The sequence below is a fragment of the Vibrio algicola genome, assembly GCF_009601765.2.
GTDB classification, from domain to species: domain Bacteria; phylum Pseudomonadota; class Gammaproteobacteria; order Enterobacterales; family Vibrionaceae; genus Vibrio; species Vibrio algicola.
This window is the reverse complement of sequence record NZ_CP045699.1, coordinates 738,151-753,575: the sequence shown is the minus strand read 5'-3', so window position 1 is coordinate 753,575 and position 15,425 is coordinate 738,151. Positions and strand designations below refer to the sequence as shown.

Genomic DNA, 15,425 nt, shown 5'->3' with positions numbered 1-15,425 from the left:
AAAGGCCAATCCGATGTGATAAATGTCGCTTACATTTGCTTTTAGAGTGTTTTTTGGTGACGTAGATCACTCAACATTCACAACTATAAACATCCATTTAGACCAAAAAGCCGTCAAAGTTTGAACCAAGCCGCAAATACACCACCGTCAAAAACGTCAATACTCTATTTTTCAGTTGCTTACACTAACCCAATAGATTTCGTTTAATTCCCTCGCCCTCGTGCCATTTACGGAAACTCATACCTTCAAGTTCAAAAACCTGACTAATAAACCACCAAAACACCCACTTAATTAAACTTACCAAATAAGTTTTCTAAGCACGATAAAACGACGGTATATAAAAATAATTAAAATATTGAAATATTCAAATCAACTTGACCATGACGTTGTGGGAAGGTTTATAGTGTCACTAGTTTTCAACTGAAGAGTGTTTGTCATGTTTCAATATCAATTACACCTCACTGGTTTAAATTGCATGGGTTGTGCACGCAAAGCAGAGGCAGCTTTCAATGCGTTGCCCAATACGCAAGTGCAAAGTATTACTCCTACCCAAGCGGTAATCCTCAGCGATGAGACTTGGTTTAGTTTGAATCAAGCCTTAGCCCCTTTTGGTTATGTGACAGCGCAACAACTTCACTTTTCATTATCCGGTTTACATTGCGGTCGCTGTGTAGCCAAAGTAAAAGCCGCGTTTGAGCAGTGGCAAACTGTTGATGAGCTGCAAGTTGAAAAAACGCACCTCTTTATTTGTGGACAATTTGAAGTTGAAGCGGTGATCTCACAGATTGAGGCTCTTGGATTTGAGGCTCAAATAGCGAAATCGAACCAAGACGACATCCCTGCTGAAGCAATGTCTACTGAAGCAATAAAAGCAGAGCGCAGTAAAGTAGCGGTCGATGAGAAAAAAAGCGAAGAAGCCAATTTACACTTTATTATTAACGGCATGACCTGTGCCAGTTGTGTGTCATCGGTAGAAAAGTCGATTACCCAAATCGAGGGCGTAACCAAAGTACAAGTTAACTTAGCCGAGCAAACCGCGTGGGTTACCGCCCCGACAATTTCAGCAGATAAGGCAACTATTATCTCGGATGCGATTAAAAACGCCGGTTATCAAGCTGAGTTAGTGATTGATGAAGCGAGTATGCGTGAGCAGCAACAAGCCAAATTTCAACAGAGCTTAAAAATCAACCAAAATAATGCCATTGCCGGTCTTATTATTGGTACACCATTAATGGCTTGGGGAGTATTGGGCGGCAATATGATGATCCGAAATAGCGCCGACCAACTGACTTGGGGCGTGATTGGGCTAGTTTGCTTAGCTTTACTCGCCACCGCAGGGCGACCATTTTTTAGCAATGCGTGGCAAGCGCTGCAACATAAACGCGCCACTATGGATACTTTAGTGGCATTAGGCACTGGCGCGGCATGGTTTTATTCTATGTTAGTGGTTGCCACTCCGAGCTGGTTCCCCGTTGAAGCAAGGCATGTGTACTTTGAAGCCAGCGCGATGATCATTGGCTTAATTTCTCTTGGCCATTATATTGAAGCCAAAGCCAAAGCCCGCACCACTCAATCGCTGCAAGCTTTAATCGACTTACAACCCAAAACCGCCACCGTGATCATTGATGGCATTGATACTCCTCTCGCCATCGAAAAAATCACCGCTGGTATGCAGATCCGCGTGAAACCTGGTGAGCAAATCCCCGTTGATGGCAAAGTGGTACAAGGCGAGTCCTATATTAATGAGGCGATGCTTACCGGCGAACCACTGGCGGCCTACAAGCAAATCGATGATGCCGTATTTACTGGTACCATTAACCAAGATGGCAGTTTAGTGATCCGCGCGACTATGGTTGGTTCACACACCACACTTGCTCGCATTATTAAAATGGTGCGCCAAGCTCAAAGCAGTAAGCCGCAACTGGCAAAATTGGCCGATAAAATTTCAGCGGTATTTGTGCCGGTTGTCGTATGCATTGCTATTTTTGCGGCGCTGGTTTGGTATGCGGTTGGCCCTGCGCCACAAGCAAGCTATATGTTGGTGGTGGTCACAACCGTACTGATTATCGCCTGTCCATGCGCATTAGGTTTGGCGACGCCGCTATCGGTGACGGTGGGTATTGGGAAAGCCGCCGAACTTGGCATCTTAATTAAAGACGCCGAAGTTTTGCAAACCGCTAGCCAAATCAATACCGTGGTGTTTGATAAAACCGGCACCCTCACCCAAGGCAAACCTAGCGTTCAGCAAGTTGAGCGGTTTGGATCGCACGATCAAACCGCTATTTTAACCGCGGTGTATCATGTTGAAGCACAATCGGAACACCCTCTAGCTCAAGCGGTTTGTGCTTATATTAAGCAACAGCAAAACATTGATATTGACAATAATCTTGCGGTGACTGGCTTTAGCGCCAAACGAGGTTTAGGGGTTCAAGCGAGCATTTCAGATAACGGTCAGAGCCAAACGGTATATATCGGTAGTCCACGCTATTTACGTCAAAATAATATTGATATCGACGTTAGTAAAACCCAATTAACTCACTTTGAACAACGCGCATTTACCCCGATCGCCGTCGCAATTGATGACCAACTAGTGGCATTGATAGGCGTTTCAGATCCAATCCGTGATGACGCCAAACCTGCGGTAGATGCACTGCAAAAGCAAGGTATCAAAGTGGTATTACTTTCAGGGGATAATCAAAAAGTCGCGCAAGCTATTGGTGATCAATTAGGCATTAAACATGTGATTGCCGAAGTGCTACCACAACAAAAAGCGGAAAAAATCATCGAGCTGCAAAACGAACGCGTTAAGGGAAAACAAGCCAAAGTCGCTATGGTGGGTGATGGGGTTAACGATGCGCCAGCTCTTGCTCAAGCCGATGCCGGAATTGCGATGGGAAGTGGCTCAGATGTGGCGATTGAAAGTGCGCAAATGACCTTATTGCATTCCTCGCCTTTGGCATTAGTCGATGCAATTGAGTTATCCCAAGCCACCGTCGGCAATATTAAACAAAACTTATTTGGTGCATTTGTTTATAATTCTCTGGGTATTCCCGTAGCGGCTGGGGTGTTATATCCTATGTTTGGCTTTATGCTTAGCCCTGTTTTTGCTGGCGCGGCAATGGCATTATCCTCTATTACCGTAGTGAGTAACGCCAACCGTTTACGCTTATTTAAACCAAGCCAAACGCAATATAACTCTAAATCTCAATGAGAATAATCAAATGAATAAATGGTTCAAATTGCCTTGTTACTTGCTCGGTTGCTTACTTGGCAGCCAAGTGGTCAGCACACAAGTTCAAGCTGAACCCTTAATTTGGCAAGCCACCAAAGGCCAGCAAACCTTAATGATGATAGGCACGGTACATATTGGGCAAGCCAGTATGTATCCCCTCCCCAATCAAATTAACCAATTTTTAATGCATAGTGATGGTTTGATTGTTGAAACCGACATCAATCAACCTATGCCGCAGCTTGATTTATCCCACGCAATCGCAAGCAAAAATTATCTATCTTCAACCCAACAGCGCCGCTTAATCACCATTACTAAGCAACTTAATCTCGATCCCGATACGCTCTTAAATCAACCACCGTGGATCGCGGCGATTTCACTTGAAAATGAAAGTTACAAAACCCTCAAACTGCAGCCAGAATTAGGGGTGGATAACATTTTAATGCAGCAGGCACACCAGCAAGGCATCCCTTTGCTGAGCTTTGAGACCTTAGCGCAGCAATTTCATTTACTCAACAATCTGCCTAACGATGGCAAAGACTTACTCACAGATACATTGGAAAACTGGGATAAAGGACAAGAGTTTTATGCTTGTATGCTAGACAGTTGGCAAGCAGGAGATTCTGCCAAACTCAATCAAATGTTAACCGCCACCGAATGGGATGATAAAACCACTCATGCTTTGCTTAATGATCGTAATCAACGCTGGGTAAAACAGCTCATCGACCCTGCTTTTATTTCACCACAAGGCAAGTATGTTATTGCAGTCGGTACCATGCATTTTATCGGCCAGCATAGTGTAGTGGCGCTACTCAAACAACAAGGTTATCAGGTGCAGCAAGTCTCTCACTCCACCAGCACGGATTGTTCATTTGAATAAATTAAATGATGGAGCAGAATTGAGCATAGAGAAAAGTGTCAAAGATCATGTCTTACCTTTTCTCAAGCGACCAAGGACGGGATAGCATCTTCTCGGCGTATTTAAATTGATCAAATAGTGACTTTAATTGGCTTTATAGCAATTAAAGTCATTAGATGATCAGATCGTTACTGCGATTGGTGCTATTTCACGATTAAATGATTACGGTTATCGCGGCTCTTTTTGATTAACTCATCGCCCATTTCAACTTGCGTTGATTTGGCTAAGCGATCATAAAGCAATACATTCACTGTTGCAGCAAGGTTCATACAACCCACCGTTGGCACATACACCACCGCATCGGCTTTAGACACCACACTTTGATCAATGCTGCCATCTTCTGGGCCAAACACATAGATCGCTTTATCTGGGTGCACAAATTGCGGTAAAGAGGTTGCCCCTTCTGCCAGCTCTACACAGACAATTTTAGTCTCCGCATCAAGCCCTTCGAGCATATCCGCCACACCATCCAGCGGAATATGACGCGCAACACTTTTAGTATCGGTATGAAACTTCACTGCTTTTTCATATCGCACACCGGTATAGCGAACCGCGTCGACACGATAACACCCTGAGGCTCGCATAACTGAACCAACATTTGAAGGGCTTTTCGGGTTGGTTAACCCTATGGTGACGTGAGTATTTGAAATAGACATAAATAGATCATTTTAGAAAAAGTAGCGAGATAATAGCAAAAAATATATATTTGGTCTTGCTCCCTTAACGATGACAATCATTCTGTTTAGATCTCACCAAATAGTGATACTCGGTGAAGAGCCGGCTCTTAAACAACTGTGAACCCCCGCCCCTCTGGTCCGCTTCTTGTTTTCAAAACCGGATGCGCTACCAAGCTGCGCTGTTCACCGAGATTCAGATGCATAAACTATCTATAATTTAAACGCAAAAAACCGCATCATTACTGATGCGGTTTCTTTAAAGTGGTCGGTGAAGAGCCAAGATTCTAATATCAGACGAACCCCCGACTTGTCAGGCTTAAACGCAAAAAGGCTCCGCATTTCTGCAGAGCCTTTTCTTAATGTGGTCGGTGAAGAGGGATTCGAACCCCCGACCCTCTGGTCCCAAACCAGATGCGCTACCAAGCTGCGCTATTCACCGAAATTGTTGCTATTTGTTAGGTTGCCAAACCGAGGGTCACCCTCTGGTCCGCTAATCCTAAAACCCGAGATGCACTACCAAGCTGCGCTATTCACCGAGATTCAATCAACATGTTGTCGCTGACTGAGAGCCGTATATTACGGATTTTATAAGCAATGGCAAGGGGATCAGGGCAATTATTTTGATAAATTTCAAAATAATGTTTAATTGATTACTTACTAAACAACCATCGTTCACAAATCAAATAGAATGGTTATAATTTCCCAATTCGTTCCATTTAAAAGGCACTCTTATGATTGATGACAACGATGATGACTTGTTTAAACAGATGATGGGCGATGTCAAACCGATCGAACAAGACACCACTCTTCGTGTTAAAGATCGCTCACTAACTGATGCACATTTAGCGCGTCGTGTGGCTGCGGTTTCTCTTGCCGATGAAAATGACGAATATTTGTCTTTAGATAACGCCCCAATGCTGCAACCGGATGCGATCTTGGAATATAAAAAAGATGGCATTCAAGATGGCGTCTTTCGTAAACTTCGCTTAGGTAAATACCCCATTACCGCTAAGCTCGATTTGCACCGCCGTACTCTCACACAGGCGCGTGACGATGTAGTGTCATTTTTACGCCAAGCGCAACGTCTTGATACACGTAGTGTGCTGATTGTTCATGGTAAAGGAGCGCAATCTAATCCTCCGGCTTTAATCAAAAGTTATCTTGCGGCATGGCTCGAACAAATCGCCGATGTGATGTGTTTCCATAGCGCCCAACCTTTTCATGGAGGGTCTGGTGCGGTGTATGTACTACTGAAAAAAAGCGCAGAAATGAAGCTAGACAATAAAGAGCGCCATCAAAAGCGTATGAGTTAAACGAAATGAATCAAATTAACAGTGGGTTCCCAAATGAAATCAGCTTGCTTAAGCTGCTGTATACTGGGGAATTGAACGCATCTAAGAAGTGAACAATGCCAAGTCAAAACGGGAATATGACATTGCCTCAAGTCGCGATTCATATTTAAGGCCGCTTGGATGATGCCTTAGATATTTAGTCAAAATTAACTGACACAAAATTCTGAACGCCCTCAACACTCACACTGCATTATCAATAGTTTTAATAAAACCTCCCATGAAGAGAGGTTTTTTCATTACGGGTTATTTACTTACTTGGCATTGGGAGAATTTCAAACATACCATCAAACTTATCGAGTGTGCCAACCAATTGCCTTAGCTGCGATTCATCGCCTTTCACACTCGCTTGACCAGATTTGAATAATGCCTCTAATGTTGTTTCACCAAGAACGACTTTTGTGAAATCTGCTTTGTTGATAATTAGCTCAAAGTCAACTTTTGGTAACGTATCGACTTCAATGTTAGCCATATTCGCATTAGACACTTCACCATAGTAACGCTCTCCAAGATCTGGATGGTAAACACCAAAGTTGAAATCAAGACTCGCAGATTCAGCTTTTGGTGCATTCAAACTAACAGCAATAAAATCTAAGAACATACCCGTTGGAGTATTCGCAATGACGTCAGGTGAAGCAAGCTTGATTGACTCTTCAATCTCACCAGTACGTAGCTCAACGGCACTTTGTAGGTAGCTGTTACGCCACGCCATCGTTTCAGACTGGTAACCTTGCTGTTCGAAACTATCTGCTAGTGCGAAACGGTAGTCAGTATTGTTCGGATCACATTGTACTAGATCGTTAAACAATTGAGACGATTCTTGGTATTCACCAGCATTAAAGTGAGTCATACCCGCTTTATACAGTACGTCTGCACCTGCTGCATTCACATATACGCACGACTTATCTTTCGTTTGCAATGGGTTAGTATTGACAGGGTTCATATCATGGTAGCCAAGGTACAGGTTTACAACGGCACGAGCATTGTGACTGTATGAACCGTGATAACCGTTCGTGTGCCAAGTATCAATTTGAGATTGTGGAACGATCTCTTCAATTTGGCGGCCAACATCATGAATGGTCACCCCATGATTGGCTAGACGCATAGACTGGTTATGAATAAAACCATAGTTGTCACGCTGCAGCGTTATGTATTCAGAAATTTCGTTTACGTCAGTATCCATATTATTCCATACTGGAGCGGAGTGCGCTGCGTGAATATTATCCACTAAACCACTATCTACAAAGCGCATTTTGAGCTCAGTTAAGTATTTAGTCCAAATTAGAGAATCGCGTACTTTTGCCCCACGGAAGGTATAGATGTTGTGCATACCGTCATAAGTCAGCTCAGCTGTATTCAGAGAACGGTATTCTGGTACATACAGTATGATTTCTGCAGGCGCTTCCGCACCAGGCATATTAATTGCGTGGAATTCTAGTCCATCGATATTAATGACTTTTTCACGTTCTTGAATCTCGATTGTTGGCGCTACGAGTGTGACTTCACCACGTGATGTACCTAAGCCAAGAGCGTTATCAACAATACCTTTCGTGTTATTGCCCAGTGTCGTCCCGTACTGGTAATTTGCACGACGGCCCATTGCGGTACCTGCTATAACATTTTCATCAGCCAGTTCTTTAATGAAGTCTTTTGGTGCGTAGATCTCAGCACCTTTTGCAAAATCACCTGATTCATACACGCCACGAGAACCACCAAAATGGTCAGCGTGCATGTGTGAGTAGATCATACCCGTAATTTTATGCTCACCATTGATCGTCGGTAGATGTTCTTTCGCAAATTTCCACGACGCTGCTGCCGCTTCACGGGATAAAAGAGGATCGTGAATCACATAACCATTATCAGTGCGGTAAATAGTCATATTTGATAAATCAGCACCTCGAATTTGATATACACCATCCGTCACTTTGTATAGACCGCCGGCAGCATAATTTAACATTCCTTGACGCCAAATTGATGGGTTTACAGATGGTGGTAAATCGTCTACAGATCTATCCGCCATGTATTCAAAACGGTTTTTAAGCTCACCTGCTTCGTGAGTACCAAACTCAGCAATAAGACCACGGCGAGTACGTTCAAATGCAGATATGTCTTTCCAAGGAAGCATTTTTGCCACTGTGATATTTGCCTTTTCGGTGAACTTAGATGCTGGTTTTCCTTCATAAGTATCAATAGATGCATAGTCATTAGCTGCGGCGCTAAATGAAACCATAACAGAGAGTGAAAGAACTGAAAGAGTAAAACGAGTTTTCATAGGGAACCTCTTTGGTAATTCGTATTGGTATGGTGCTAATTTAGCGTATTGACACATAGCAATACATGCATGAAACTGTATTAAATACATCATGAAATGTTATGTTTGAGGAAAGGATGGATTCGAATATAGATTTAAACTTGTTAAAAGTGTTTGTAGTGGTTTATCGCCACAAATCGATTACCTTAGCCGCAGAAGAGATGGGGTTAACTCAGCCAGGAGTAAGCGGCTTACTTAAGCGTTTACAACAGCAGGTGGGGAGCCAACTATTTATTCGATCTGGCCGAGGGATTACCCCAACTCAGCATGCCAAAGAGTTAATTCGCCATGTTGAACCAGCATTGGCTCAAATCAATAACGCACTCGAAGGGTTGGAAGGGTTTTCGATCCAGTACCCACGTAAGTTTGTTATATACGCATCGGAACCCGTGATGTTAATGCTGCTACCTAAGTTAGAAGCAGACTGTAACTTGGGCAATATCACTATTGAGTTGCAACCCACCCACTCCAATCAAGAAGCACTAATCCAAGCTCTTAATCAACATCAAGCCGATCTTGCTATCGAACTATCTAACTATTCAGCACGCTCATTTTTTATTGAAGAACTTTTTGAAGATAAGATCCGACTGATAGCACGAAAAGGTCACCCAAGAATAGAAGATACTATTACACGCAAGCAGTTTTATGCCGAGAAACACATTACTTTGAAGTTACGCCGTGAAGATAGCCACATGGCAGATTATTTTACCGAAGAAAGTATCAGCGAACGAAAAGTAGCCGCAGAATGCACATCTCTTGTGTCATTAATGTCAATGGTCGCAACGAGTGATTGCATTGCGATGGTGACCGAAAGTATCGCAACAGCGTTTGCCGATAAACTGAATATACAAATGTTAGATTGCCCATTTACATCTAAACCGGTTAAGTATCGTTTATTAACCCATAACCGAGAGCGGCGAAGCGCGGCAAATATGTGGTTGCGAGAAAAAATAAAGTCCTATTTTTAAGTAATGATCATCTCCACACGATGCATCTTAACCGTATTAACCTGTCTCTTTTTAAACCAATCAGCTATACTCTCCCTCCTTATTTTCTCAAGGGGGGATTTCTTAAATATCCCCCCTTGAGATTTCCGTTGTGAAACGTCAAAAGAGAGATCAATATGACTGCCACCCCTTCTGCTATTCGTTTAAATAAATACATCAGTGATTCAGGTTTTTGCTCGCGCCGTGAAGCCGATAAACTTATCGATCAAGGTCGCGTCACTATTAATGGCATTGTGCCTGAAATGGGGACTAAAGTGCTGCCAAGCGATGAGGTAATGGTTGATCACAAACCGGTGCGCAGCAAAGAAAAACCTATTTATATTGCACTCAATAAGCCAACAGGTATTACTTGTACCACTGAGCGTCATATTGAAGGTAATATTATTGATTTCATTGGCCACCATAAACGTATCTTCCCAATTGGCCGTTTAGATAAGCCGTCTGATGGTTTGATTTTTATGACCAATGATGGCGATATCGTCAATAAAATTCTACGCGCAGGCAATTCACACGAAAAAGAATACGTGGTGCGTGTTGATAAACCTATCACCGCTGAATTTATTGAGCACATGGCGTCTGGGGTTGAGATTTTAGATACCATAACCTTGCCATGTAAAGTAACCAAAGAAACCGACTTTTCATTCCGTATCGTGCTAACTCAAGGCTTAAACCGCCAAATTCGTCGTATGTGTGAAGCACTTGGTTATGATGTATATAAATTGCGTCGCGTGCGTATTATGAACATCTCAATTGATGGCCTACCGAATGGCAAATGGCGTTATTTAACCGATGCTGAAATGGCAGAGATCCATGCCATGATTGAAGGCTCGGTCGGCACCGAAGAAGCCTCAATGGTCGATGCGGATGGACACACCATCACTAAAGCCACCGATGCCAAACTGCACGATGCCCGCATACAAGCAAGAGCGGAAAAAGAGCGTGAGTTTGCAAGGCAGCGTCAAGAACTCAGCGAACAACAACCGCAATTTAAAACCTATAGCGGTAAAGGTGAGTTTGAGCGTAAAGCTCGTCCGAATAAAGACGCGGATCGCTCTGGTGGTAACCGCAGCCGCAACCAAGATAAACCAAGCAGCGCAAGCCAAACAAAACCGGCCACAAAGGGCTCGCGCTTTGGTAACTCAAACAGCAGCACCATCAAAAAGTGGTCTCCAAAAAGCAAAGCGTAAACCTCTTTAATTGTCTATTTTCGAGGCTCTGATTTTGAGCCTCGTTTATCAGCCACAAAGATCGACCAATTTACCTCTCGTCAAATTAGCCAAATCCTGTGGCGCTAATTCAATTTCTAATCCTCGTTTTCCTGCTGAGACACAAATAGTGTCAAATCCTTGTGCACTGCTATGGATAAAAGTGGGCAAGGCTTTTTTCTGCCCCAGTGGACTAATGCCGCCTACCACATAACCTGTGACTGTTTGTGCAATGTCTGGATTGGCCATTTCAGCTTTTTTACCGCCCGCGGCTTTGGCGGCTAATTTCAAATTCAATTTATTTTCCACCGGAATGATCGCCACCGCTAAGTTTTTCGCCTCACCATTTAAACAAAACAATAAGGTTTTAAATACTTGCGCCGGATCTTGACCTAATGCCTCTGCCGCTTCCAATCCATAGCTTGCCGCACTTGGTTCATGTTTATATTGATGTACGCTGTGGGCGATTTTTTTCTTTTTGGCCAGATTGATAGCAGGCGTCATGGTAGTCCCTTGAAATTGAATATAAAAAAAGCAGCAGCCACTGACGTGGATACTGCTTATTAATTTACCAAAATATGGTGACAAAAATCACGATCTTATTGGGTTATTTATATTGGATTTCACCCTTTGGCTGATAATCTGACACTTTGATCGGATTGTGCTTCTCTAGGTAATCTTTTAAAACTTCCGCATCCACAAAACCTGTATTCACAAAGCCTTTTTTATCGGAGATCTTAGGATATCCATCGCCACCCGCGGCGTTAAAACTTGGCACGGTAAAGCGATACATTTTATTTGGATCTAATGCTTTACCGCCAATTTTAACATCATGGACTTTGCCATCTGCCACGGTCATTGCCACACCCGCAAATTGCACATAAGCGCCAGAGTCAATTGGCATCAGCCCGACCACATTAAGATAATCCAACACATCGCTGCCTTTCATATCAATATAAGTGACGATATTACCGAACGGCTGCACTTTCAGCACATCTTTGTAAGTGATGTCACCCGCGGCAATAGAGTCGCGTACCCCGCCAGAGTTCATCACCGCAAAATCTGCGTTCATGCGTTCCATGTGTGACAAAGCAATTAATCGACCTAAATTGGTTTGCTTATAACGCACCACATTTCGGTCACCTTCAAGCTTGCCATCAGTATGAGACACTTTCACCATCAGCTTTTCTTGGCCCTTTTCTTGATAAGGTTTCAAGAACTTATGCAGTTCGGCATCTTGAGCTATTTCATCTTGGATCAGCACTTTTTGCTTCTTGCCATCTATCACGACCTTTTTCTTTAAATTTACTGGGATCAGATCGTAACTTACCATGCTTAACTGACCGTTTTTAAATTCAAAATCGGCGCGACCAACATACTTACCCCACTCGTGAGCTTGTACGATCCAAGTGCCATTTTGCTGATCAGGAATACATTTCTCACCCGGCTTATAGTCCACTTGGCGATGATTGTCTGACTCCATACACACAGGCTCTTGCGAGTGTCCGCCGACAATCATATCAAGCTCGCCCTTTGGCAAATAACGCGCCAGAGTCACATCGCCCGGCGCATTAACACCGCTATGACCGTTATCGTAGTGTCCCATGTGCGTCACAGCAAAAATCAGATCCGGTTTTTCATTGGCTTCCAGTTGCTCAATCACTTTTTTCGCTTCGGCTTTCGGGTCTTTAAATTCAACATCACCAATGTATTCAGGGTTGCCTATTTTAGCGGTGTCTTCGGTGGTTAAACCAATAACGGCAATTTTGATCCCTTGCTCATCGAAGATTTCATACGGTTTGAATAAACGCTCACCGGTTTTTTTATTGTAAATATTGGCCGATAGCATCGGGAAGTTAATCCAATCACGCTGCTTCATCAGTACCGAAAGCGGGTTGTCGAACTCATGGTTGCCGACCGCCATAGCATCATAACCAATCTTGTCCATGCCTTTGAAATCAGGTTCAGCATCTTGTAGATCCGACTCTGGTACGCCGGTATTAATATCACCGCCAGAGAAAAGTAATACACTGCCACCTTCGGCTTCAACATCATGACGAATACTATCAATCAGAGTTTTACGCGCCGACATACCATATTCACCATCATCATTTTGCCAGAATCGGCCGTGGTTATCGTTGGTGTGAAGGACGGTAAGTTTATAGGTTTTATCGGCTAACCATTCATGTTGGCTAGACGTTGAATTTTGAGTAGAACATGCGGCAAGTGAGGCGATGGCAAGTGCAATCGTCGATGCCTTAAATACAAACTGTTTCATCAATGAATACCTGTTTATAAAAGGGAAATAGAAAAGGTAGACCGAATAAGTTTATTAGAACTCACATCAGCCGTGCAATCAGTGTAACTCAACTCATTCTCAATGGGATATTACTCGTAACGTTCTGATGTCGCGATCACACGCAAACGATAACGGGAAAGAAAAAAGACAAAAAAATCCAGAGATCGAGGATCTCTGGATTGGTGTTGTAAAGCTTTCGAGATATTGCCTATAGCCCAAGTCGTTGACGTGGTAGCTTCAAAGACTTTGACTATTTATTATTTGATATCAATATGCACAAAACCTTTGATCACATCATCAAGCTGCTTCATTTGCTTAAGGAAAGGTTCAAGCTTATCTAATGGTAATGCCGATGGACCGTCACAACGCGCTTGATCTGGGTTTGGATGCGCTTCTAAAAATAGACCCGCAATACCCGTCGCTAAACCGGCTTTAGCCAATTCTACCGTTTGTTCACGACGACCACCCGATGCCGCGCCAGATGGATCGCGCATTTGCAGTGAGTGCGTCACATCAAAGATGATTGGACTGCCGTTTGATGCTTTTTTCATTACGCCAAATCCCAGCATATCAACCACTAAGTTATCGTAACCCATGCAAGAACCGCGTTCGCAAAGAATGATATTTTCGTTGCCACATTCGGCAAACTTATCCACGATATTACCCACTTGATCTGGGCTCATAAATTGGGGTTTTTTCACATTGATCACCGCGCCAGTTTTGGCCATCGCAGCCACTAGATCGGTTTGGCGAGCAAGAAAAGCGGGCAATTGGATCACATCAACCACATCGGCAACCGGCTGAGCTTGCGCTTCGGTGTGCACGTCGGTGATGATTTTGACGCCGAAAGTATCTTTTAGTTCTTGAAAAATTTTCAGTCCTTCATCCATACCAGGGCCACGGTAAGAATGTACTGAAGAACGATTCGCTTTATCGAAAGAGGCTTTAAATACGTAAGGAATGCCCAATTTCTCGGTCACTTTGACGTAATACTCACACATCTGCATCGCAAGATCGCGCGATTCCAACACATTCATACCAGCAAAAAGAGTAAATGGTTTGTCGTTCGCGACAGGGATATCACCCACTTGTACAATTTTTTGTTGTTGCATCGTTTTTACTCCGTCAATCAATAAACTGTCTAGCCACCTGTTTAATGGGGGGGATCTCGACATTAATGTAAGGTAATTTGCCCGCGATTGAGCAAGGAAACTTGAACTTTTAGCACTTCCGCAGAAGGGTCTTCTGGGCAGTTATCAATAAAATATTGGAAATCTTCTGCCGCCATGTGCAAACAATCGAGTTGTTGATAAATAAAACCACGGTCACGAATTTCAAATGGGTCATCAGGGGAGAAACTTAAGGCGATATTCGAGCACTCTAAGGCGGTGGCAAAATCATTCTCATGCATTAATGAGCCTTTAGTCACCGCCAGCCAACGACCTAACACCGCAGGGTTATCAGTCGTAGCCAGATCTTGTGGTTTTATTCTTGCTAATGGGCCATCGTAACCAATCAGCCAAGCACGCAATACTTGCTTAGTAAGATACTCACCGTTAAACGGATTAATGTATAAACTGGTTTCCCCATTCCAATTAACCTTGACGATAAATTGACTTGGAAACATGACCCCTTCAATCGGAAAACCGAGCTTTTCACCAAAATATAGCAGCAAGGCTCCGAGGCTAACCGGAATGCCTTTGCGGCGTTTCAGTACCGATTCGATAAAGGTATTTTGCGAATCAAAGAAGGTTTCGTGATCACCTTTAAATTGCCACTGATGATAAAAATACTCGATAAATGCAGCAAACTGTTGTTTTTGCTGTTGAATACTAGTATCAGATGAATCACCGACATTGATTAATGCCAGCTCAAGCTCGGCCAGCATCTCGTCCAAGTGCGATTTCACCCACTGGATATCCGAGGTTGGCTTGATCAACGAATTTAATTCGATCGCCCCTTCAAGCAAGCTGACTTCATCCAGATCTTGCTCAAAAAGTGGCATTTCATCTATTTCAGCTTCAACTAATTGTTCAGACATTATTGATTACCACGTTGGAACTTTAGTGATCGCGAGATGGGCAGCCCAGTACAACCAACCTAATGCGCCAAAAAAAGCGATACTACGAATAAATTTGGTTTTCCCCAGTTTCAACGCCACAAAACCTAATGCGATATACACAAAGACGCAGGTGATTTTTTCAGTTAACCACGGTGCGCTGGCGGTAAAAGGCATAAAACCGGTAATAAAAATCAAGCTAATACCACTGGCAAGCAATACCGTATCGACGATATGCGGGGTGATTTTTAGCCATTTTTTATGCAATAACGATGAATCCATCATCATCAAGATATAACGCAAGGTCAGTAAAAAGACACTGATCACAATCGATAATAGGTGAATATGTTTCATTGACGCATATATCATG

At 43.3% G+C, this 15,425-nt stretch carries 12 protein-coding genes and 1 tRNA gene; 5 read left to right on the top strand and 8 right to left on the bottom strand.

Features of this window, described 5'->3' with window-relative positions:
* Positions 1–436: 436 nt before the first annotated feature.
* Together GFB47_RS03435 and GFB47_RS03430 are read left to right on the top strand one after the other, a co-directional pair.
* Positions 437–3,211 carry a heavy metal translocating P-type ATPase gene (locus GFB47_RS03435; RefSeq protein ID WP_153446565.1) on the top strand — a complete coding sequence of 925 codons (2,775 nt, stop codon included), beginning with the start codon at positions 437–439 and terminating at the stop codon, positions 3,209–3,211.
* A gap of 10 nt (positions 3,212–3,221) precedes the next feature.
* On the top strand, positions 3,222–4,109 hold the full coding sequence (locus GFB47_RS03430) for a TraB/GumN family protein (RefSeq protein ID WP_153446564.1): 888 nt from the start codon (positions 3,222–3,224) through the stop codon (positions 4,107–4,109).
* A gap of 182 nt (positions 4,110–4,291) precedes the next feature.
* On the opposite strand, the gene GFB47_RS03425 is transcribed toward GFB47_RS03430, so the two are convergent.
* Positions 4,292–4,798, bottom strand: a complete 507-nt coding sequence (locus tag GFB47_RS03425) for an RNA methyltransferase (protein WP_153448130.1) — start codon at positions 4,796–4,798, stop codon at positions 4,292–4,294.
* A 389-nt stretch (positions 4,799–5,187) separates the two neighbouring features.
* Positions 5,188–5,264 (bottom strand) — tRNA-Pro (locus GFB47_RS03420).
* Between the two features lie 292 nt (positions 5,265–5,556).
* On the opposite strand from GFB47_RS03420, the gene smrA reads away from it, so the two are divergent.
* On the top strand, positions 5,557–6,138 hold the full coding sequence (gene smrA, locus GFB47_RS03415) for a DNA endonuclease SmrA (RefSeq protein ID WP_153446562.1): 582 nt from the start codon (positions 5,557–5,559) through the stop codon (positions 6,136–6,138).
* A 286-nt stretch (positions 6,139–6,424) separates the two neighbouring features.
* Here smrA and GFB47_RS03405 read toward each other — a convergent pair whose 3' ends face one another.
* The gene (locus GFB47_RS03405) at positions 6,425–8,446 is read right to left on the bottom strand and encodes an alkyl/aryl-sulfatase (RefSeq protein WP_153446560.1); all 2,022 of its coding nucleotides are present in this window, start codon (positions 8,444–8,446) and stop codon (positions 6,425–6,427) included.
* 116 nt (positions 8,447–8,562) lie between these two features.
* On the opposite strand from GFB47_RS03405, the gene GFB47_RS03400 reads away from it, so the two are divergent.
* Together GFB47_RS03400 and rluF are read left to right on the top strand one after the other, a co-directional pair.
* Positions 8,563–9,453 carry a LysR family transcriptional regulator gene (locus tag GFB47_RS03400; RefSeq protein WP_153446559.1) on the top strand — a complete coding sequence of 297 codons (891 nt, stop codon included), beginning with the start codon at positions 8,563–8,565 and terminating at the stop codon, positions 9,451–9,453.
* A 155-nt stretch (positions 9,454–9,608) separates the two neighbouring features.
* Entirely contained in the window at positions 9,609–10,679 is a 1,071-nt protein-coding gene (rluF, locus tag GFB47_RS03395; RefSeq protein WP_153446557.1) for a 23S rRNA pseudouridine(2604) synthase RluF, read from the top strand.
* A 48-nt stretch (positions 10,680–10,727) separates the two neighbouring features.
* Here the strand turns inward: rluF and ybaK are convergent, their stop codons facing one another.
* The 5 genes from ybaK to GFB47_RS03370 all read right to left on the bottom strand — a co-directional run bounded on the left by ybaK (position 10,728) and on the right by GFB47_RS03370 (position 15,421).
* Positions 10,728–11,201, bottom strand: coding sequence for a Cys-tRNA(Pro) deacylase (gene ybaK, locus GFB47_RS03390; protein WP_153446555.1), 474 nt, complete (start codon positions 11,199–11,201; stop codon positions 10,728–10,730).
* 103 nt (positions 11,202–11,304) lie between these two features.
* Complete coding sequence (ushA, locus tag GFB47_RS03385) at positions 11,305–12,975, bottom strand: bifunctional UDP-sugar hydrolase/5'-nucleotidase UshA (protein ID WP_153446553.1); 1,671 nt, start codon at positions 12,973–12,975, stop codon at positions 11,305–11,307.
* A gap of 278 nt (positions 12,976–13,253) precedes the next feature.
* The gene (kdsA, locus tag GFB47_RS03380; RefSeq protein ID WP_153446551.1) at positions 13,254–14,108 is read right to left on the bottom strand and encodes a 3-deoxy-8-phosphooctulonate synthase; all 855 of its coding nucleotides are present in this window, start codon (positions 14,106–14,108) and stop codon (positions 13,254–13,256) included.
* A gap of 62 nt (positions 14,109–14,170) precedes the next feature.
* Positions 14,171–15,037 carry a SirB1 family protein gene (locus GFB47_RS03375; protein WP_225874285.1) on the bottom strand — a complete coding sequence of 289 codons (867 nt, stop codon included), beginning with the start codon at positions 15,035–15,037 and terminating at the stop codon, positions 14,171–14,173.
* A gap of 6 nt (positions 15,038–15,043) precedes the next feature.
* Positions 15,044–15,421: a SirB2 family protein gene (locus GFB47_RS03370; RefSeq protein WP_153448128.1), complete on the bottom strand. Its 378-nt coding sequence runs from the start codon at positions 15,419–15,421 to the stop codon at positions 15,044–15,046.
* Between the last annotated feature and the right edge of the window lie 4 nt (positions 15,422–15,425).